The sequence below is a fragment of the Paraburkholderia phymatum genome (assembly GCF_038900715.1).
Taxonomy (GTDB): Bacteria; Pseudomonadota; Gammaproteobacteria; order Burkholderiales; family Burkholderiaceae; genus Paraburkholderia; species Paraburkholderia phymatum_A.
In genome coordinates, this window is record NZ_JAYMRZ010000045.1 from 1 (window position 1) to 18,964 (window position 18,964).

The following is an 18,964-nucleotide window of genomic DNA, read 5'->3' on the forward strand; positions in this document are numbered from 1 at the left end:
CCCGACAGCGTCATGGTCGTGACAGGCGACCCGCTGCCGGGCCGTGGACAACCCGCGGCCTTCATGGAGGATCAACAGTGAATTAAACCCAACTGCAGAACTGTCCGTCGAACCGGGTCAACCTCATTGAGTTAATGTGTTCCTCTCGTGCCTCCAGCAGACCTGGGTCTCTTACTGCATCGCGTCCGACAAGCCGTGTGAGGAGGCGGAGCGAAAACCTATGCGACAACCCTCTTCCTGAAGTCATCGAATGTTTCCCAGTCTGGCTCTTGGCTGACAAATATCTCGATGGGGTACCTTTGGTGACCCGAAAGTCCACGATTCAGCCGGCTCACAAAGTCTTCCTGTGAGCCAGCATAGTATGTCCATTCTCTCCGACAATCGCCCGTAGAGACCAACACCAGACTTGCGAAGCCATCAGCTTCTATCGCGAGCGCGAGTGCGTCTTCCAACTCGTCCATTCTTTCACGCTGCTCGATATCGGGCATGCCAGTGCCTGACTCGTATCGCCAAACTAATCTGCAAAGTGTTGGTTGACCCAGTTTCGTCGCGTTATCCACTGAACCTCGAACATAGCGAAAAATGATGGTGCGTCCGCCATTCGGGTCTTCCGAAGTCGCCGTGCTCCATGTCCTCGATGAATCGGATGAGCTCATCAGTTGTTCCTCTTCAACGCTTCGATTTGGTTAGGAGACGGCGTCTCCGGCGAAACCATAGATTTCACAGTCGTCTCCATAGACGTGCGCTGGTAGTTTCTGCCCGAGTTGTTAAATCTTCGCGAGGATAGCCGCGTTGAAATTCTTCCACAATCTTGCCGGCACGCGGTAGTCAAACCACGCCATATTGCCGTCGGTGCCATGTCAATGATAAGCAGTTTATAGGACACTCCTTCGCATTCGACGCGAAGAAGTGCGCCACTATGCCGGGCCACATTCGACGCGACGGCGTGGTACACCGTCGCCGACAGCAGAATTAGAAGTACGCGTTATTCAGGAGCCAAGAGCCATCCTGGCTGATGAACTCATAGAAGACAGCCTGGCTCTCGCCGCTCTCCGGGCTGTAGTAGACAGTTCGATACTCGACAGCGTTGAAGCACTACCGGTCAGCTTGAGCTTGTTCAAGCAGGGTCTTGGCCGCTTGCCAGTGCTCGGCAACTGCCTTGTCTGTTACGCGAACAGTAGCAAGTAGTGGTACGTAGCCCCGCAGTTTGCTCTCGCTGACCGCGAGCATTTCCGAACGGTAAGTTTCCTGACTAAGTTTGGTGCCGTCTTGGAATTCGACGGTATAGCCATCAACAGGGCCCCATCGGCCCTTCGGTACAGGTTCCACATAGACGTGCTGCATGTGATGTCTCCAGCGTTATGAAAAGCACTGGGTCCGTTCGCATCGACCTGCTTTGGGTTGCATTGCGAGTCGTCGAACATCCGCCTCTTACAGAAGAGGGTACCGAAGAAAGCGAAGCGGACGCTGTCAAAAGAGTCACCAGAGTTCAAGGTAAAGACATCAATGAATCAATGGCTTGCGCGTCGAGTTTTACAACATAAAAAGCGGTTTCCTCATGCGCAGCGCTGGCGTCGCGTCACGCATCGAGGAATTTTGGGACATGCGGTTCCATTTTGCCTTGTGAAATTCGATGGCTTGCACGCGCGATGCGCATTCGTTTAACCAACGCATCGTTTAGGGTCGCTTTTGTCCTGCCGACCTGGAGGCTGGTAGCCTGGCCTGCCTGTGACGCCGCTGTGGGCGGCCACCGCAGGGGGCGCTCTCACGCTGTCGGTTGAAGGCGCACTGCTGTCGGCTCGAAGCCGAACATGCGCTTGTGGGTGCGAGTTAAGTGAGCCGAGTCTGCAAATCCTGCCACATGCGCGGCGTCGGTCCAGGACGCGCCCGACATGGCCGCCTCGATGGCGAGATTGATGCGCAACCAGAGGAGGTACGCTCTGAACGAGCTGCCGGTCCCGGCGACGAACAGGTGTCGAAAGCGACTTTCCGACAGAGCGACTGCGGAGGCCACCTGGCTCAGCGAGAGTGAATCCCGAATATTTGAGCGGATATATTCCAGGGCCCGGGTAAGGCGCGGGTCCAGTTCCTCGGCCGGTCCGGTGGCAGTTTCACACAGTTCTGCGACAGCTAATGTTGCGGCCGCAACCATGTCCTCGGCCAACTGGCTCGACTGTAAAGCTTCGAACAGCAACCTGGCAGCGGCTCGTGCACCGGCGGCTGGAAGTTCGGCAACGGCATTAGAGGTAAATCGTGCGGTGAGTGCGCGCCCAGCGCGGGTTTCGGGTTCCACAAAGACGTGGGCCAGAGTGGCCGCGCCATCAATTTCGAACTGGTGCGCGCATTTACTGGGGACGATGGCGCCTTCGTAGGCAGTCCAGGCCCCCTCGGCCTCCGTGCGAAAGCGGAAGCGGCCGCTCAGGGCGACGGTGAGCTGATGAGCATGGTGCTCATGCCATTGCGTTCTACCCTGGCCTTCTCCTATCCAGAGGCTGCCGCCTTGCCAGAAGTAGACGCGACCCGAACCGCGCGTCATGGTCGGCTGCATGGAACCACTCCGCAGTTCTGTCACAACTGCCTCCTCAACTCAGCCGTTTCGTTCAAGTTCATTCCGGACGGGTCCCCAAAAATACTGGACTTCCGACAGCACATTGTAAAGGACCCCAGTCATGTTCAGATTTTCCGCGCCGGCTGCACTCGCCGCGGTCGCCGTTTCATTTCTCACCGCCGGCTGCGGTACTCCGCCGGTGAACCTCGACCTTTCGCTGCAGCACCCCAGCTCCCACGGCAAGTTCGTCGTCCGCATGGACCCGCCGGCGTCGGGGCCGGCTATCAACCAGATGCACGCCTGGCAGGTGCGCGTGAAGACGCCCGATGGAAAACCTGTATCTCAAGCCACGATTGGCTTTGACGGGGGTATGCCCGAGCACGGCCACGGATTCCCGACCAAGCCCCGAATTACGCGCGAGGTAGCGCCTGGCGTCTATGCCCTCGAAGGCATGAAGTTCAGCATGTCAGGCTGGTGGGACATGCATCTGGCGATTGAGGCTGGGGGCGTCACCGACGAAGCCGAATTCAACGTCATCGTCGATGACTCCGGGATTCGGCGCGTGGCGGCGCAGGGAAAGGAATCCGCTTCGTGAGCCAGCAGCGCCAATCGGGTCCGCGTCCGTCAGCGCGGTCAACCGTGCACAGAAGACTGACGGGTGCGTTGGTCGCGGTGGCTTTGGCCAATACGCCGCTTGTCTTGCTTCTCGGCTATGGGCGCGCCGACGGCGCCACGGACCGCCTTGACAGCTGGTCGAAGGAGGAACGGGCCGTCCTGGCCTCGATGCGCCTGAGCAGGCTCCCTGCGCCTCCGCCCGACCCGTCGAACACGGTTGCAGACAAACCTGATGCTGCCGCGCTCGGCAAGCGGCTGTTCGCGGATGCTCGCCTGTCTCGCAACGGGGCGGTCTCGTGCGCCAGCTGCCATGCGCCCGACCGCCAGTTTCAGGACGGGCTGCCGGTCGGAAAAGGTCTTGGGCTTGGAAGGCGTCGCACCATGCCCGTTGCCGCGTCGGCTTACAGCCCGTTCTTCTTCTGGGACGGCCGCAAGGACAGTCAGTGGTCGCAGGCGTTGGGCCCGATGGAGGATGCTGCCGAGCACGGAGGCAACCGCGTCCAGTTCGCTCAAGTCGTGCGAACGCATTACCAACACGAGTACGAGTTGCTGTTTGGCACTCTCCCGAACCTGCAGGGCCTGCCTGCCAACGCTAGCCCGCTTGGCAGCACCGACGAGAAACAGGCCTGGTCGCGGATGACTAGCGAACAGCGCGATGCCGTCAACCGGGTCTTCGCCAACCTGGGGAAGGCCATTGCGGCCTACGAGAGGACGGTGACCTACGGCGAATCCCGGTTCGACAGGTATGTTGAGGCGGTTCTCACCGATGACGACACGGGCCAGCAAACGCTATCGACCCAGGAGGTCAAGGGACTGCACCTCTTCATCGGCAAGGCTCAATGCGCGACCTGCCACAACGGCCCGCTCCTGACCGACCAGGCCTTCCACAACACGGGTGTTCCGCCCAGAGACCCGGCGCACCCGGACCTCGGCCGCGCGCCTGCCACAACCAGGGTTCGGTCGGACGAATTCAACTGCCTGAGTCGCTACAGCGATGCGCCGCCACAAGGCTGCCAGGAGCTGAGCTTCATGGCGACCGACGACCCCGGCATGGAAGGCGCCTTCAAGACCCCGAGCTTGCGTAATGTGGCGCTGCGGACTCCGTACATGCACGCGGGTCAGTACGAGAACCTTGAAGCCGTAGTGCAGCACTACGTGCGTTCGCCCGCAGCGGTAGTCGGGCATTCCGAACTGGCTCAGAGTGACTCGGGGTCCATCGGACGTGGACCCATCCGCTTGACGGAGGCGGAAATGCAGGACGTAGTCGCGTTCCTGAAAGCGCTGTCAGGGCCTGTCGTGGAACGCCCCATTCGATAGATCGAACTGCCTGAAGCCGACGCCAGAGGAACGCCTCACCTCTGGCTGCCTACCTGAAGGCTCCGTTCGACAAGACGGAGTCATTGCGTCGGGCTGATCTCGAACTTTCCTTGCTCCTATACTTTGCAGTCAGTGGCCTCGCTTTCAATTCGTTGCTCGGGGCTATCGCCCCTGCCTGAGTCGATGCTGAACCGGTTTTTCGCCCGGTTGCTCGATGAGACGGCCTGGGCGGCTCACAGGCGTGAGCCGAAAGCGCGTAGGCGGGTTGCCCGCTAAGAAGCGAAGCCATCGTGCGACACCCCGCGTTCCGGTGGTCCGATATTCCCTCACATAGACAATGGCAACCGACGAACTCCCGGCCACAGAAACGAACCCTCCATCCGTGTTCGAGATCGAGGGCAAGCACATTGTTTCCACCGTCAAGCGCACAATTCGAGCGTAACCGGGCAAGCACGGACCCGGTAGCTGGCAAGCCGGCGCGCATGCCATCCTGGGGAGCGGCGACTCACTGCGTGATGCTCGAGCGCCCGCTTCGAACGGTCCTCAGGAATGACCGTCCAAACCATGCAGGCTTGCATTTAGAGTGGACGGAAGCAGACTGACCGAGCCGCGCTCGAAACCATCCGCCAGCATGGCATCGATAAGGGTGCGAGCGTTGCGGTCGACGCAGGTGAGAGCGACGCTCTCCGAATCGTATATGACGGGATCGGCAAAGTCCCCGATGACCTTTTCTTTTAACGTCCGTGTGTGCAACGACCACGCGACGCGGTATCTCAGCGCCACACCATCAGACGACCGGACCGTCCGCGGCTCCATGTGCGCCTCAATAGCGAATCCGCGATAACGCCCGACGATAAGTTTCATTGATTGGCTCCGCAAATTTTCTCGAGCAAGCATCTTCAGCACGGATGGCCGGGCTCGCCGACCGCGGCGACGATTGCCGCGATCGACCGACGCCGTACCCCGCGCTTTCTTGCCGATCTCCTCAGTGAGCAACTGCGACGAGCGCTGGTGTCTTCGCGTCCGTCAGCGTCCATAACCATCCACACCCGCACGCGCGCTGAAGCGCGGCTCGTCAATCCATGCGACGAGCCAGTCATGGAATTGTCCCCAGTCGTCGGCGAGGTCGAGTTCACGTGCGTGCAATCCGCTGTGCCTGCCATCGTCGCCTGCGCCAATCCACGCACAGACTGTCCGCGCGCCATTCCACCAGGCGATCATGCCGTCCGTCAGATCGGCGGTCGTCCCGGCAGGCATCGTGACCAGCAGGCGCGACAAGCGGGCATCGAACTCTTCAAACCTCATCGCTCGCCTCTCAATGCACGAAGCCGAAGAACGCCATCGCGCCTTCGGCTGGCGTCAGGCCCGCCTTAAAGTACCCCTCGAGGCGGTCCGCAATCGCTTCGTCGAGTGTGAAGGGCGGATGGATGTAGCCCACATTGAACGCATGGTCATACCAGTCGCTGAGCCATGCACGCAGGTCGATCACATATTGCGGCAGTCCATTTGAAGCGTCGTCGTGCATGTGCGTCTCCTTGGCTCGCAGAACGATCAGGCTGCCTCGCGGCCTATCCCCATCTCCGGTCGGCGTCGGTCTGGCGGAAACACATGCCATGTGCCGTCGGCATGGCGAAAGAAGAAGAGGGAGAACGAACCGGTCGGCCGCTCGATCTGAATGCACACGCGACACGTTCCACCCGAGCGCGAGCGTTCCAGCAGGCGCACGCGCGCTGCCCGGCTTCGTGTCGAGCCGACCAGTTTTTCGACCTGAGAACGCAGCGATCTGTTACCCGCCATGACTTTCCCCGCGATGCACGATGAACCGATGCTACGGGGGAGCGGTGCGCGTGCCCAATCGGCGGCGGCGGAATGTCGTCTCAGGAAGCGCTGATTTGAATCGTCAGGATTTCCTGAACCGGCGCAGCGTGAAGCAACGGCATATAGGGGTTTTCACCGGCGCCGGGCTTGCTGCGTGACTGGGAGTTAAGGATTTCCTGACGCGCGAATCAGGATGTCACACGACCGTCTTTGCGCGTGCGCTGACTGCGACACAAGTTCTGATCGCAGATGATGAGGCATCGAAACGCGATGTGATCCGAAGCATCATGATGGCCTATCTGTCCGAGCGGGAGAACGTTGTCGAGCAGGTCGATTCGCTCTGTCTGCGGCTGTTCGACACCTGGTGCGAGACGCGCAGCGTGACGCCGCTCGCGTATCTGTTGCATTGCTGGCCGTTGACCGACAGCGCGCCTGGTGCTTTGCGGCGGGTGGGTGAAACGATGCGCTATTTGCGGCGCCATCATGCGGACCAGCTCGACGCGTACGGGTTTCAGACGCTGTGCGAAATGGCCGAACTGATCGACGAACTGATAGAACGTCCGGCGCGCACGGTCCGGCTGATGGCGGTGGGGGAGGTGCCGGAATAACAAAAGGACACCGCAGGCAAAAACGCATGAAGACATGCGGGCAGGGCACAGTGACTGCGGGCGGGCGCGCGTGTTGTTTCATCGGATGTTTGAAACCGGGGCGAGGCGCGGTAGACCGGGCTTTGGCATCGAGTGCAGAATAGGACACACACAACGGGGCACTCGCGGGAAGATATGGCTCTCGACAGGTTCGACGCATGGTGGAGCGGGCTCCGTTACGTCCGGCGCAGCGTGGTGCTGCGGCTGCTCGCGACGGTGCTCGTCTTTAGCTGCGCGATCACGCTGATCCTGACGGCGGTGCAGCTCTATCGCGACTACGAGCGCGGCATCGCGCAGATTCAGAACCGTCTCGTCGATATCGACCGCAGCTATCGCGACAGTCTCGGCGAAGCGCTATGGCGGCTCGATCAGCCTCAACTGAAGCTGGAACTGGAAGGGATGCTTCGCCTCGCGGATATTCGCGCCGCCGAAGTGCGCGAGTCGCCGTCGGCGGACACACCGATGGTCGTGGCCGTGGGCGAGCGCATGACGGAGATGACGGTCACGCGGGAGTTTCCGATCCTGTACCGCGTGCAGGACAAGGTGCAACGCATCGGCACCCTGTATGTGGAGGCGACGCTCGCCAATCTCTATCACGAGCTTGCGCGCACCGCGCTCGTGATCCTCGTGAGCCAGGGTGCGAATACATTTCTGGTCGCGCTCTTCACGTTCTATATCCTGTGGCGGCTGGTCACGCGGCATCTCGCGGCGATCGCGCGCACGGTCAGCGATTACGATTTCCACGAGCCGCCGCGGCCATTCGTCCTGCGGCGTACGCCGCCGCGCGAGGCGGATGAACTCGACCGCGTGGTGTCCGCGTTCAACGCGATGGGTATGCGCCTGCATCGCGCGTATCTCGACGAGCGCGAGGCGGCCATCGAGCGCGAAGCACGGCGCTCGGCGGAAGCGGCCAATCGCGCGAAAGGCGAATTCCTCGCGAATCTCAGCCACGAACTACGCACGCCGCTCAACGGCATTCTTGGCTATGCGCAGATCCTCGGGCGCGACAGCACGTTGAGCGTGCGTCAGCGCGATGGTGTCGCCGTGATCCAGCAAAGCGGCGAACATCTGCTGACGTTGATCGACGAGACGCTCGATTTCGCGAAAGTCGAAGCGGGCAAGCTGCGCATCGAGATCTGCGATGTGCCGCTCTCAGGTCTCGTCGATTCGATACGCGAAATTATCGGCGTGAAGGTCGAGCAGAGACGGCTTGCGTTCGAATGCGCGGTCGCCGCCGATGCCCCATCCGGTGTGCGCGCCGACGAACGCCGGTTGCGCCAGGTGTTGCTCAATTTGTTGTCGAACGCCGTGAAATTCACCGATGAAGGCAGCGTGCGTCTGCATATCGGACGAAGCGCAAGCGGTGCAGTCCGCTTCGAAGTGCACGACACGGGCATCGGGATTCGCGCGGAATATCACGAGAAAATCTTCATGCCATTCGAGCAGGCGAGCGGCGCAGAACGGCGTGCGGGCGGCACGGGCCTCGGCCTTGCGATCAGCCGGCAGTTTGTTCGCGCGATGGGCGGCGAGGTGCACGTCGAAAGCGAAGTAGGCCAAGGCAGCGTGTTCTGGTTCGAACTGCCGCCGTCGCTCGTCGAACTGCCGGCGTCGCGCGCGCAGAGTCCTGCGTCTGTCGTCACGGGCTACGAAGGCCCGCGTCTGAAGGTGCTCGTGATCGACGACGTGCAGGTGAATCGCACAGTCGTCGTCGAACTGCTGGAGCGGCTCGGCTTCGATACCGTCGAGGCCGACAACGGCCGCGACGGCATCTCGACCGCGCAGGCGCAGCATCCCGATCTGATCCTCACGGACATCGTGATGCCGGGCATCGATGGTCTCGAAGTGACGCAGCGTCTGCGCGCGATGCACGAATTCGCGCGCGTGCCGATCATAGCGGTATCGGCGACGCCGTTCGGCGTGGACGGCGCGAAGAGTCTCGATGCGGGTGCGAATACGTTCATCGCGAAGCCGGTGGATTTCGATGTGCTGCTCGCACGCATGGCGGATTTGCTCGCTATTACCTGGATTCAAGGTGCCGCGTGGGCCGACGTTGCGCCCGATACCCCTCTGGCGTTTCCCGCCTCAATGTCCATCGATGCAATGAACGAACTGCATCAGCTCGCGCGCGACGGCAACATGCGCGGCATCGTTCAGTGGTCGGAACGCATTGCGGCAAGCGATCCGGCGCACGCGGCGTTCGCCGCGCGGCTGCATCGACTGGCGCGCGCGTATCAGTCGAAGGCGATCCTGCAACTCGTCGAGCGGTATCTGGAAGGGAACACCGCATCATGAGCCGTTTCGCCGATTCGGTCGTACATACGGACACGGTCCTGATAGTCGACGATACGCCCGCGAATCTCGGCGTGGTCGTCGACAGTCTTGAAGCGCGCGGCATCCGCGTGCTGGTCGCGCTTGACGGTATCGAAGCGCTGGAGCGCGCGGCATTCGCGCAGCCCGACGTGATCCTGCTCGACGTGAAGATGCCGGGCATCGACGGCTTCGAGACGTGTCGCCGTCTGAAGCGCGACGAACGCACGCGCGATATCGCCGTTATCTTCATGACCTCGCTGATGGGCAATGAGGATCGCGTCGAGGGTTTTTCGGCGGGCGGGGTCGATTACGTGACCAAGCCGTTGCGCGTCGACGAGACGCTGGCGCGCGTCGGCGTGCATCTTGAGCTGCGCGCAATGCACAAGCAGCTGCTCGCCCAGAACCGGCAACTGCTCGCCGAAGTGGCCGTGCGCAAGGAAACGGAGGCTGCGCTATCGCAGGCGCGCGACGACCTCGAACGGCGCGTCGCGTTGCGCACCGAAGAACTGGCGCGTGCCAACGCGAACCTGCAGGCGCAAATCGATGAGCGGCGGCGCGCGGACGCGCGCCTGCAGGCAAGCGAGGCGCGCTTTCGCGCGATCGTCGAAACCAGTCCGGTGCCGTTGTGCATTACATCGATGCCGGCGGGGCGCATCCTGTATACGAACGAGCCGCTGCGCGGACTCTTCGGCATGGGTGAAGGTATGTCGGCCAATATCGCGGATTTCTACGCCGATCCAGGCGAGCGCGAGCATCTGATCCAGCAGTTGAGGACGGAGGGCTGCCTGCGAAATGCGGAGGTGCAGTTCCGGCGTCCCGACGGCACGCAGTTCTGGGCGATGGCGACGGCGCGTGTCGCGACCTACGACGATTCGCCCGCGATCTATGTCGGCCTGAACGACATTACGGGGCGCAAGCAGATGGAACAGGAGCTCGTCGAATCGCGCGAGCAGCAGCGCGAGCTGTCCGCGTACATGGAGGCGATCCGCGAAGAGGAGAGAAAGCGCATCGCGATGGAGATTCACGACGAGCTTGGCCAGTTGCTGACTGCGCTCAAAATGGACGTGTCACTGCTCAAGATGCGCCTCACGCACGATCCGGAGGCAACGAAAAAAGCCGATGACATGCGCGAACTGGTCGAAGGCACGATCTGGATGGTGCGCAACGTCGCGAGTCATTTGCGGCCGGCTGCACTCAATTTCGGCATCGTGTCGGCGCTCGAATGGCTGGTCGACGAGTTCAACCGCCGCAATCCGATTCCTTGCGAGTTGCGCATTGTCGGTGGCGAGCCCGCGCTGTCGGATGCGCACGCGACGGCTGTGTTCCGCATCGTGCAGGCGTCCCTGACGAACGTCACGCGTCATGCCGACGCAACGCGCGTGGACGTGACGCTGATCTTGACGCCCGAGAAGCTCGAACTGCACGTGCGTGATGACGGTCGCGGTTTCGACCAGCAAGTGGTGAAGCGCGACTACTCATATGGCCTGCTCGGCATGAACGAGCGCGCGCGGCTGATCGGCGGATCGCTTTCGATCGGCAGCGCGCCGGGCGCGGGCACCACGGTTTCGATTCACATTCCGCTCAATGGCGAATCTCGAACATGATCAGGATACTCATTGCAGACGATCATGCGATCGTCCGTGGCGGACTCAGGCAGATCATCGCAACCACGAGCGATATCGTCGTCGCGGCGGAAGCGGCTCAAGGGGCAGAAGTAGTCGACAAGCTGCGCAGTTGCGTCGTCGATCTGCTGCTGCTCGACATGACGATGCCCGGCATCAGCGGCGTCGATCTGATCCGCAGAGTACGGGCAGAGCAGCCTTCGCTGCCCGTACTCGTGCTGAGCATTCACGACGAGGCGCAGGTGGCGTCGCGCGCATTGCGCGCGGGCGCAACGGGCTATCTGACCAAGGACAGCGACCCGGACGTGCTGCTCGCGGCGATCCGCAAGCTCGCGGACGGCGGCCGCTTCATCGATCCGAAACTCGTCGATGCAATGGTCTTCGAAACACATCGCGGCGACGTGCCGCCGCACGAAGTGCTGTCGGATCGCGAATTTCAGGTGCTGCAGATGCTCGCGGCGGGCAGGAGCATCAACGAAATCGCCGACGCGTGCGCGCTCAGCGCGAAAACGATCAGTACACACAAGATGCGACTGATGCAGAAACTCGGCCTTTCCAACAATGCCGAGGTGATCCGATACGCGATCCGGCACGGATTGATCGTCGAGTAGACGGAAGCTCGCCCGGCGAAATGCAAAGAACGAATCGGGTATCGGTGAGGGTTCTGTCGGGGGTTTGTCCGCATTTTTTTGCGGTATCGCCCGTGACAGGATTTCGTGAGGCTCGCCGGCAAAACGCGAGCCACCGTACGACCAGTTCGAGTCATCAGTGGTTATGCATCGCAGGCGCTTTATTATCACGGCGGCGAGCGCTGCCGCAGGTGCGGTGTTTACCGCGCGGGCCGCACCGGAACAGCATTTCGACATTGTCTATCCACAGATCAGGCCGGGTCGCGACGTGCATGCGGCGTTCGCGCTCGCTACGCTCGATGTCGCGATGAAAGCGGCCAACGCGTCGTATACGACGCGTCAGCTCGAAGTCGTGATGGAGCGCGGCCGCGCGCTTGCCGAACTCGCCAGCGGTACGACGATCAACCTGCACTGGACGAGCATGGAGGCACAGGCCGAGCGCGGCCTGAACGTCGTACATATCCCGATTCATCGTGGTCTGATCGGCTATCGCGTGTTTTTGATCAGACAGGACCGCCAGGCCGATTTCGACCGGATCGAAACACTGGAGGACCTTCGCTTGATGACGGGCGTGCAGGGGCTCGGCTGGATCGATGCCAGGATCATGCGCAACGCCGGCCTTCGCGTGCAGACACCTTCGACGTACGAGACGATCTTCAGGATGCTGGAGGGCCGACGCGTCGACTACTTCCCGCGCGGTGTGATCGAGGCGTATCCCGAACTGGAATCGCGCAGGGCGACGGAGCCCGATCTCGCCGTCGAGAAAAGTCTGCTGCTCGCGTATCGTTCCGATTTTCTGTTCTATGTGTCGCCGAATCATCGGGAACTGGCGGCGACGATCGAGCGCGGCTTCACGGCCGCCTGGCGCGACGGCTCGTATCTGCAGTTGTTCAACACGCATCCATACATTCAGAATGGGTTGAAGCTCGGGAATCTGGGTGACCGGAAGGTGATACGGCTAGACAATCCATTCATGTCGGACGAGGATCGGCAAATTCCCGATACATACTGGATGCGCCTTTAGACGCCGCCAGACATGCATTCAACGGATTCAGAAATGCGGACACGGGCGGGCATTCTGTTTTTTTTAATCGGATGGTGAGTCAGGAACAAGCCCTCGAAGCGATTCACGTCAAACGTTGAACAGCTGATTCGGAGGACTGACCAACCGGAGTGGGTCGCTGCGGTAGTTCGATGTTCGATGGCTCAGTAGTGTACGTTTCAGCGTGGTACGGAAATGAAAAGACAGGAAGTACGGCGCCAACTTCAGTCACCATGCAGAAATACTTTCACTGTGCGGCCACCGCGTTCGAGGATAAACGCGATGGGCAGGGCGGTTTCGCGACACCGGCCGAACAGATTGAAACGCTGGACCTGACGTAGCACCTCTTAAACAAGCAAGGTTTCCTTGCTTGTTGCCCGGAATCGTGCTGAAAACCACGCTGCGCGGCTGTGGTTGCTGGGCGAGATTCTGCGCCGGGAAGATGAAGGTGACTTCAATTGAAGGGTGTGACCACAATCATGTCGTCGCTTCTGAATGACGTTCGGTCACGGATACAGGCAGGTCGACTTCGCCATGTCTTGCCATGGGCGCGCGGTTCTTTATCGCCTGATAAACCGGCAGACAGCAGAACTGTCGATTCTGATCTGGATCAAGGGTTCCTGCGAAACGTAAGATAGCCTGACATGCAGGGCACACCCGCACGAGCCCTCCCCGAACCGTTCGGACATAAGGACTGCGCGCATCGGAGCGTGCCTCGATCAATCTCTCATCACACGATGGATAACAGCCTCGGCATATTCAGAATTGGTGGCGTGGATTCGCACGATAGTCCGCGAGCGATTCGCGCTTGGCGCCATATCCGCTGATTCTTGGGTGGATGGAGCCTGCTAGCCATTCCTGCCTTCTACGGCGAACTGACCGCGACCACGCATGTTGGCTTCGCCGTCGCGCGAATGCTGTATCTGTGCATGTTCACCGGATTCGCTGTTTCGATCCTCTGGGTGCTGTACCTCAGCAAAAAGCCGAAGACGCTGCTTGCGCATAATCGACTCGACGTTCTGATCACGGTGGGCGCCGCATTCAGTGCGGGATGGGGCGCGCCGCCATGGCAGACAGCCGAATGGGTGCTCCGGTTGTTATTCGTGAGCCTCGTCGCCGTGAGGATCGTGTTGTCCCTGGCAGGCTTTTTCACACCAAACCGGCTTGTCTGGCTGCTGGTCGCGGGCGCTGCCGTGCTGGCAATGGCAGGTGCCGGTTTTTTATGGCTCGAACCCAGAGTGCATTCCTATGCAGACGGACTGTGGCTCGCCTTCGAAAGCAGCGCAACGGTTGGATATGGGGACATCGCCCCGACTACGCCAGCTTCGCGCGTATTTGCCGTATTCGTCGTGCTGCTGGGTTACGGCATGTTATCGCTGGTCTTTGCAAGCATTGCGGCGGCATTCATCGGAAGAGAGGAAAAAGCGCTGCGACGGGAAATGCATCGGGACATCAAGCATCTGACCGGCGAAATAGGAAGACTTCACGTCGAGCTTCGCGCGCTGCAGGAAACGCTGGTGCAGTCTTCCAATACGTCTGGCGAGGCATGCGAACCCGCTCCGCGCGAGCACGGGTGAAAAATCTTTCGAATCATTCGCCGCGAAAACCCGGCAACGGTATTGAGCGCTTGACAGTCTCGTGTGTTGCTTGCTTCACGTCACCGGGCACGAGGAAAGAGGAGCGCGAACGCCTGCGCTTGACTAAAACCCGAACGCTGCGACCTCAGTCTTCGAACTTGCCTGCTTCCAGTGCGTCGGCGAAATCTGTAAGCCAGGTGGCGAAATGATCGGTGTCGTAGATCGCCGTCGTGCCGTTGGTGAGCCGCGTGACGGAGATCTTCCGGGGCGTGCCTCTCCTGCCGTCCGCCGGATCGTCGTCATTGTCAGTGATCTCGAATTCCCGCGGATCAAGTCCCCGGCTCGCAAGAACGGCTTTGACGTCTTCCTGTTCGTCCCAGGAAAACTCGGTGAGGTTACGGATTCTCATGCGGTCTCCTCGGCGCGGCAAGCAAAACCATCCTAGCACGGATGGCATCGCGAAACAGAGCCTCTTTCTGCCACCGCCAGAGTCACGGGCGATTCCGCCGTACGTCCTTCCGTTTATCGCGTATGAAGCTCGCGGTCATGGGAGCTCCACGCGAACGGTCGTAAGCGCCGGTGCGGACGAGAGGTCAACGGCTTCGCACGACAGCGCGATACCACGACGTCAACTCTGAACTTCGAGGGGGCGCAGATGCAGACCATCGAGCCATAAGAACCCGTTCTATAGCGCGCTAATATCGGGGGCGTCCATGCTGTTGGGTGGCGCGCTCGCTAGTGCCGCCGGTCAAAAAAGCATGGGCAGATTGGTCGCCGCAGAAAACGAGTCGCTGGTCAACGCGCTCAGCGATAAGAAAAGCGGGTGATGAACCACGCGTGTGGCTTGCATCACTGCGACGCATGACGGATGTCCAGTGAGCGAGACGACGGGACGTCGAAGCATGGGGGATGAAATCCACCGCGCTGGCGTAGTTCTTCTCGCGTCGTCGGGCGCAGGTGGTAGCGAGCCTTCGCTTCTATCGGCATGGCGTATGCTTATTTATAGACAGTGCCGAAAAGGAGGCAACCATGGAAGCGTGCCTTGCTTGCCAAGCGTTGGTCGGGATGCCTTCAAGGCACTTTCCGCACAGAGACCTCTTGCGCGTCGGGACGGGTGTTTTTGGTATGCCTCAAAAGCCGATAGTGCGTTATGTCGAGTATCGCTGCAGGTCTTGTGGTACGTGGCTAAACCAGAACACCGCCGAGGGCTCACCGGCAGGGATTTGGTCCGCGTGTGGATTGGCGGCGGCACAGATTCAGGCGTCGAAAAATTCGGCGGTTGACGCGACGAGGGCGGCAGCGGCTGCAGTCGCCGCGGTAATCGGGCGACCGCGCTAGCGCTGCAGGTAACGGGCGGCATGAATCCGGTCGATGACGCGATTGTCTTCGACGGCGGGTGCACTGGTGCGGGAGGCACCGGGCACGCGCTTTCGGAGCACCGATTGCACGCGCCTGCGACCTTCGACTGACTATTGCTGGTTGATGGTGAACAAACGGCAGTATAAGTAGGATTGCTTATGCTGACAGCGAGTAAAACTGCTCGGCCTGAGTGTATCTGACGCCACGGTCTTCCATTTGGCCCTTGGCAATCATGTGCATGATGGAAGAAAGGATCAAACCGGCTCGCTTTGTTTTTGACATATTCGATCTGGATTTTGAGGGTTGTTCACGCGCCATCGAAAGGAACCATTCGACCGTGATCATGTTTCCGGCTGATGGCCGCAATCCTTTATGGACGCATGCCCGTGCATTGGTCCCCATTCGGGCGCGAATCCGGGCTGTGCGGTTTGCTCGGCAAAGGCCGCATTTTCGGGCCTATGATCCTCGGCATGGCGGCGATGGTGGGTGCCAGTACGCAGGGCGAGTGGGGGCGCAGTTCTGGATGTATGAGTCTAGCGACGTCGTGGTAAGCATCCCCGAAGCGTCGCTGATGTAAGAGATCGGGCAATACGACCGCGTCCCGGCCTACAACGACTGGATTAACTTTTCCGAGGTGCTCCGGCGCGACGAAGTCCGAAGGAACGGCTCTTCTTCACCGTACGCGACGTCACGCGGGTATTCTGGCTGACGCCTGACCAGTCGCAGATCGTGGAGGGCAGTGTGCGCGTGCTGCAGCTGCTGCACGCGCGAGCGTGCGGCCACTGTTCGCTTCGGAGTAAAAACACCCCGTCCGCCTGCGCCCAGGCAATGAACTTAAGATACAGCACCTTGGCTATTCGCCTCAGGATTTAACGCGGTTTGAGCGGCCGTCTGGTGGCGTATTCGGACATAGTATGCAAGCGCATCGATATTTCCGAACTGTGGTATTCGAGGGAGGTCGTGCTTACTGTAAGCGGGGCAGGAGGGCCGCTCCACCAAGGTGCAGCGGATCACGCAAATGACACATAAGTGCGGCCGCATGAATGCACGCTTTCCGGGCATCAGATGCGGCTGGCATTAAATTGTTTTTTGTCGATTTTTTCGGAACCTTCTGGCTGTAAGGTTCTCGTAAACGGCGTCGTGTTTGTCCCCGATGGACAGCCGACCCTGTTCAACAGACCCCGCCAGGAGCCGATTGATGAATCACCCGAAACGCCTGTTGCTGTCCAATCTCGCGTGGTCGCTGGAGGTGTCGACGCGCGAGCCCGAGTTCTTCACGGAAATGGCGCGCGGACAACAGCCGCGTATTTTGTGGATCGGCTGTTCCGATAGCCGCGTGCCCGCCGAGCGCATCACGAATGCGCAGCCTGGCGAACTGTTCGTCCATCGCAACATCGCGAACCTCTATACGTCCGACGACGGCAATGCGTCGAGCGTGATCGAATACGCGGTGCACGCGCTGAATGTCGAACACATCATCATCTGCGGACATCACCATTGCGGCGGCGCGCGCGCGGCGCTGTCGCCTCCGTCCGATGCGCTACCCGTCGTGAACCGCCGCACCGCCGGATTGCGCGAACTGGCTGAACGGCACCGCGAGGAACTGCACGCGATCGCCGATTTCGACGAACGCGTTGACCGCTTTGCGGAACTGAACGTGATCGAGCAGGTGCGGCTGTTGCGCGAATCGCCGATCGTGCGCCGCGCGCCCCGTCCGCCGCACGTGCATGGCTGGATCTTCGGGCTGCGCGAAGGGTTGCTCATGCAACTCACCGACATGGAAGAAGCGCGGCAGATGGCCGACATGCGCGACGCCGCGTAACCGGCCTCGAAACAAACCTCTTTTCACAATCCGATCAACGAGCCGCCGGCGCCATCGCCGGGCGGCGTGGCTCAACTCGACCTCGCGAATACCATGCACACACCTTCTGTCTCCCGTCTGTCGACTTTGCGTAGCGACGTTTTTTCCGGCATCGTCGTCTTTCTGGTTGCCTTGCCGCTCTGTCTGGGCATCGCCACGGCGTCCGGCGCCAATCCGTTTTCGGGCGTCGTATCGGGCATCATCGGCGGACTGGTCGTCGCGCTCCTGAGCGGCTCGCATTTGAGCGTGAGCGGTCCGGCGGCGGGCCTCGTCGTGATCGTCGTCTCGGCGATTGCGTTGCTCGGCAGTTTCTCCGCGTTTCTCGCCGCCGTGCTGATTGCGGGCGCGTTGCAGATCGGCTTTGGCCTGCTGCGCGCGGGGCGGCTCGCGAGCTTCGTGCCCGTCGCCGTCATCAAAGGCATGCTCGCGTCGATCGGCATCATGCTGATCGTCAAGCAGATTCCGCTCGGCGCGGGGCTCATCACGGGCGCGGATGCGAACGTCGCGCACGCTGCCACGCTGGCGACGCCGTTCGGCGACGTATCGCTCGTGTCGATCGCGCTGACTGTCGTGTCGGTCGCGATTCTGTTTGCATGGGAGACGCCGCGCGCGAAACGTCTTGCGATCACGCGCATGCTGCCGGGGCCGCTGGCCGTCGTCGCGCTCGGCATCGGCGTGACGCTTGCGCTCAATGTGCTTGCGCCCGCGCTTGCGTTGCCCGCTGAGCATCGTGTGTCGCTGATGTCGCTGGATTCCCTCGACGCACTGGCGGGCGTGATCTCGATGCCCGACCTGACGCAACTCGTCGATGCCGACGTGTGGCGCGTCGCGCTGACGCTGGCCGTCGTTGCGAGTCTGGAAACCCTGCTGAGTCTCGAAGCCGTCGAACAGATCGACCCGAGGCGCCGCCGCGCGTCGCCGGATCGCGAGCTGAAGGCGCAGGGCGTGGGCAATATGGTCGCGGCCGTGCTGGGCGGTTTGCCGCTCACGGCCGTGATCGTGCGCAGTTCGGCGAACGTGCATGCGGGCGCGCAGACGCGCATGTCGGCCGTGATTCACGGTGTATTGCTGCTCGCGAGCGTGTTCGCGCTGACCGCCGTGTTGAACCTGATCCCGCTCGCGTGTCTCGCGGCGATCCTGATTCACACCGGTTACAAGCTCGCGAAGCCGGCGCTGTTCGCGGCAATGGCGCGCGAAGGTATCGACCGTTTCGTGCCGTTCGCGGCGACGATCGCGGGCGTACTCGCGGCTGACCTGCTGATCGGCGTTGGCATCGGCATCGCAACGAGTGCGCTGCTCGCGATGCGCGCGAACCTGTCGCGCACTTTCACGCTGACGCGTCACGAGGACCACTTTCTGCTGTGTCTGCGCAAGGACGCGACGTTCCTGTCGAAGCCGATGCTTACGCACTGTCTCGCGCAGATTCCGGATCGTGCGACCGTGCTGATCGACGCCGAGCGCGCGGATTTCATCGACCGCGATATTCGCGAGACGCTCGATGCGTTCGTGAGCGAGGCGCCGCGGCGACAGATTACGGTCGAGCGGCTGCGCTGGCCGGAGACATCGGCGCAGGAAGGGCAGCCGATGCTGCCGCCGTTACGCGTGATGGGCTAAGGGCG

Annotated in this window: 18 protein-coding genes and 1 pseudogene; 10 read left to right on the plus strand and 9 right to left on the minus strand. The window is 61.1% G+C overall.

Annotated features, from left to right (window positions below; translation table 11 throughout):
- Positions 1–218: 218 nt before the first annotated feature.
- The 3 genes from VSR68_RS42990 to VSR68_RS41185 form a co-directional block, all read right to left on the minus strand.
- Positions 219–656, minus strand: a complete 438-nt coding sequence (locus VSR68_RS42990) for a DUF695 domain-containing protein (protein ID WP_428983703.1) — start codon at positions 654–656, stop codon at positions 219–221.
- A gap of 439 nt (positions 657–1,095) precedes the next feature.
- A complete protein-coding gene (locus VSR68_RS41180; protein WP_342945166.1) occupies positions 1,096–1,344 on the minus strand; it encodes a hypothetical protein in 249 nt (82 codons plus the stop codon).
- 421 nt (positions 1,345–1,765) lie between these two features.
- A complete protein-coding gene (locus tag VSR68_RS41185; RefSeq protein WP_342945167.1) occupies positions 1,766–2,548 on the minus strand; it encodes a helix-turn-helix domain-containing protein in 783 nt (260 codons plus the stop codon).
- A gap of 121 nt (positions 2,549–2,669) precedes the next feature.
- Here VSR68_RS41185 and VSR68_RS41190 point away from each other — a divergent pair, with 121 nt between their 5' ends.
- Together VSR68_RS41190 and VSR68_RS41195 are read left to right on the plus strand one after the other, a co-directional pair.
- Positions 2,670–3,143 (plus strand): FixH family protein, encoded by a 474-nt coding sequence (locus tag VSR68_RS41190; protein ID WP_342945168.1) that lies wholly within the window; start codon positions 2,670–2,672, stop codon positions 3,141–3,143.
- Complete coding sequence (locus VSR68_RS41195; RefSeq protein WP_342945169.1) at positions 3,140–4,480, plus strand: cytochrome-c peroxidase; 1,341 nt, start codon at positions 3,140–3,142, stop codon at positions 4,478–4,480. The genes VSR68_RS41190 and VSR68_RS41195 overlap by 4 nt, the downstream gene beginning before the upstream one ends.
- Positions 4,481–5,023: 543 nt before the next feature.
- Here VSR68_RS41195 and VSR68_RS41200 read toward each other — a convergent pair.
- The 4 genes from VSR68_RS41200 to VSR68_RS41215 all read right to left on the minus strand — a co-directional run bounded on the left by VSR68_RS41200 (position 5,024) and on the right by VSR68_RS41215 (position 6,277).
- Complete coding sequence (locus VSR68_RS41200) at positions 5,024–5,344, minus strand: hypothetical protein (protein WP_342945170.1); 321 nt, start codon at positions 5,342–5,344, stop codon at positions 5,024–5,026.
- A 162-nt stretch (positions 5,345–5,506) separates the two neighbouring features.
- Positions 5,507–5,785 carry a hypothetical protein gene (locus VSR68_RS41205; protein WP_342945171.1) on the minus strand — a complete coding sequence of 93 codons (279 nt, stop codon included), beginning with the start codon at positions 5,783–5,785 and terminating at the stop codon, positions 5,507–5,509.
- 10 nt (positions 5,786–5,795) lie between these two features.
- Complete coding sequence (locus VSR68_RS41210) at positions 5,796–6,005, minus strand: hypothetical protein (RefSeq protein WP_342945172.1); 210 nt, start codon at positions 6,003–6,005, stop codon at positions 5,796–5,798.
- A gap of 26 nt (positions 6,006–6,031) precedes the next feature.
- Positions 6,032–6,277: a hypothetical protein gene (locus VSR68_RS41215; RefSeq protein WP_342945173.1), complete on the minus strand. Its 246-nt coding sequence runs from the start codon at positions 6,275–6,277 to the stop codon at positions 6,032–6,034.
- Positions 6,278–6,585: 308 nt separating this feature from the next.
- Here VSR68_RS41215 and VSR68_RS41220 point away from each other — a divergent pair, with 308 nt between their 5' ends.
- The 6 genes from VSR68_RS41220 (at position 6,586) to VSR68_RS41245 (ending at position 14,125) form a co-directional block, all read left to right on the plus strand.
- Positions 6,586–6,906 (plus strand): hypothetical protein, encoded by a 321-nt coding sequence (locus VSR68_RS41220; protein WP_342945188.1) that lies wholly within the window; start codon positions 6,586–6,588, stop codon positions 6,904–6,906.
- A 174-nt stretch (positions 6,907–7,080) separates the two neighbouring features.
- Positions 7,081–9,237 carry an ATP-binding protein gene (locus VSR68_RS41225; protein ID WP_342945174.1) on the plus strand — a complete coding sequence of 719 codons (2,157 nt, stop codon included), beginning with the start codon at positions 7,081–7,083 and terminating at the stop codon, positions 9,235–9,237.
- Positions 9,234–10,859, plus strand: coding sequence for a response regulator (locus VSR68_RS41230; protein WP_342945175.1), 1,626 nt, complete (start codon positions 9,234–9,236; stop codon positions 10,857–10,859). Before VSR68_RS41225 ends, VSR68_RS41230 begins: the two co-directional genes overlap by 4 nt.
- Positions 10,856–11,488, plus strand: a complete 633-nt coding sequence (locus VSR68_RS41235; RefSeq protein WP_087737877.1) for a response regulator — start codon at positions 10,856–10,858, stop codon at positions 11,486–11,488. The genes VSR68_RS41230 and VSR68_RS41235 overlap by 4 nt, the downstream gene beginning before the upstream one ends.
- Before the next feature lie 163 nt (positions 11,489–11,651).
- On the plus strand, positions 11,652–12,530 hold the full coding sequence (locus tag VSR68_RS41240) for a hypothetical protein (protein ID WP_342945189.1): 879 nt from the start codon (positions 11,652–11,654) through the stop codon (positions 12,528–12,530).
- A gap of 848 nt (positions 12,531–13,378) precedes the next feature.
- Positions 13,379–14,125 (plus strand): potassium channel family protein, encoded by a 747-nt coding sequence (locus VSR68_RS41245; RefSeq protein WP_342945176.1) that lies wholly within the window; start codon positions 13,379–13,381, stop codon positions 14,123–14,125.
- Between the two features lie 145 nt (positions 14,126–14,270).
- Here the strand turns inward: VSR68_RS41245 and VSR68_RS41250 are convergent, their stop codons facing one another.
- Positions 14,271–14,534 carry a hypothetical protein gene (locus tag VSR68_RS41250; RefSeq protein ID WP_342945177.1) on the minus strand — a complete coding sequence of 88 codons (264 nt, stop codon included), beginning with the start codon at positions 14,532–14,534 and terminating at the stop codon, positions 14,271–14,273.
- A gap of 1,106 nt (positions 14,535–15,640) precedes the next feature.
- Positions 15,641–15,748, minus strand: a pseudogene (locus VSR68_RS41255) (IS6 family transposase); the annotation flags it as partial.
- Positions 15,749–16,682: 934 nt separating this feature from the next.
- On the opposite strand from VSR68_RS41255, the gene VSR68_RS41260 reads away from it, so the two are divergent.
- Positions 16,683–17,306: a carbonic anhydrase gene (locus VSR68_RS41260; protein WP_342945178.1), complete on the plus strand. Its 624-nt coding sequence runs from the start codon at positions 16,683–16,685 to the stop codon at positions 17,304–17,306.
- 93 nt (positions 17,307–17,399) lie between these two features.
- A complete protein-coding gene (locus VSR68_RS41265) occupies positions 17,400–18,959 on the plus strand; it encodes a SulP family inorganic anion transporter (RefSeq protein ID WP_342945179.1) in 1,560 nt (519 codons plus the stop codon).
- The last annotated feature ends 5 nt before the right edge of the window (positions 18,960–18,964 follow it).

Coding starts and splice junctions, on each gene's coding strand:
- VSR68_RS42990 (WP_428983703.1), bottom strand. CDS start 656: ATGAGCTCATCCGATTCATCGAGGACATGGAGCACGGCGACTTCGGAA.
- VSR68_RS41180 (WP_342945166.1), bottom strand. CDS start 1,344: ATGCAGCACGTCTATGTGGAACCTGTACCGAAGGGCCGATGGGGCCCT.
- VSR68_RS41185 (WP_342945167.1), bottom strand. CDS start 2,548: ATGCAGCCGACCATGACGCGCGGTTCGGGTCGCGTCTACTTCTGGCAA.
- VSR68_RS41190 (WP_342945168.1), top strand. CDS start 2,670: ATGTTCAGATTTTCCGCGCCGGCTGCACTCGCCGCGGTCGCCGTTTCA.
- VSR68_RS41200 (WP_342945170.1), bottom strand. CDS start 5,344: ATGAAACTTATCGTCGGGCGTTATCGCGGATTCGCTATTGAGGCGCAC.
- VSR68_RS41205 (WP_342945171.1), bottom strand. CDS start 5,785: ATGAGGTTTGAAGAGTTCGATGCCCGCTTGTCGCGCCTGCTGGTCACG.
- VSR68_RS41210 (WP_342945172.1), bottom strand. CDS start 6,005: ATGCACGACGACGCTTCAAATGGACTGCCGCAATATGTGATCGACCTG.
- VSR68_RS41215 (WP_342945173.1), bottom strand. CDS start 6,277: ATGGCGGGTAACAGATCGCTGCGTTCTCAGGTCGAAAAACTGGTCGGC.
- VSR68_RS41220 (WP_342945188.1), top strand. CDS start 6,586: ATGATGGCCTATCTGTCCGAGCGGGAGAACGTTGTCGAGCAGGTCGAT.
- VSR68_RS41225 (WP_342945174.1), top strand. CDS start 7,081: ATGGCTCTCGACAGGTTCGACGCATGGTGGAGCGGGCTCCGTTACGTC.
- VSR68_RS41230 (WP_342945175.1), top strand. CDS start 9,234: ATGAGCCGTTTCGCCGATTCGGTCGTACATACGGACACGGTCCTGATA.
- VSR68_RS41235 (WP_087737877.1), top strand. CDS start 10,856: ATGATCAGGATACTCATTGCAGACGATCATGCGATCGTCCGTGGCGGA.
- VSR68_RS41240 (WP_342945189.1), top strand. CDS start 11,652: ATGCATCGCAGGCGCTTTATTATCACGGCGGCGAGCGCTGCCGCAGGT.
- VSR68_RS41250 (WP_342945177.1), bottom strand. CDS start 14,534: ATGAGAATCCGTAACCTCACCGAGTTTTCCTGGGACGAACAGGAAGAC.
- VSR68_RS41260 (WP_342945178.1), top strand. CDS start 16,683: ATGAATCACCCGAAACGCCTGTTGCTGTCCAATCTCGCGTGGTCGCTG.
- VSR68_RS41265 (WP_342945179.1), top strand. CDS start 17,400: ATGCACACACCTTCTGTCTCCCGTCTGTCGACTTTGCGTAGCGACGTT.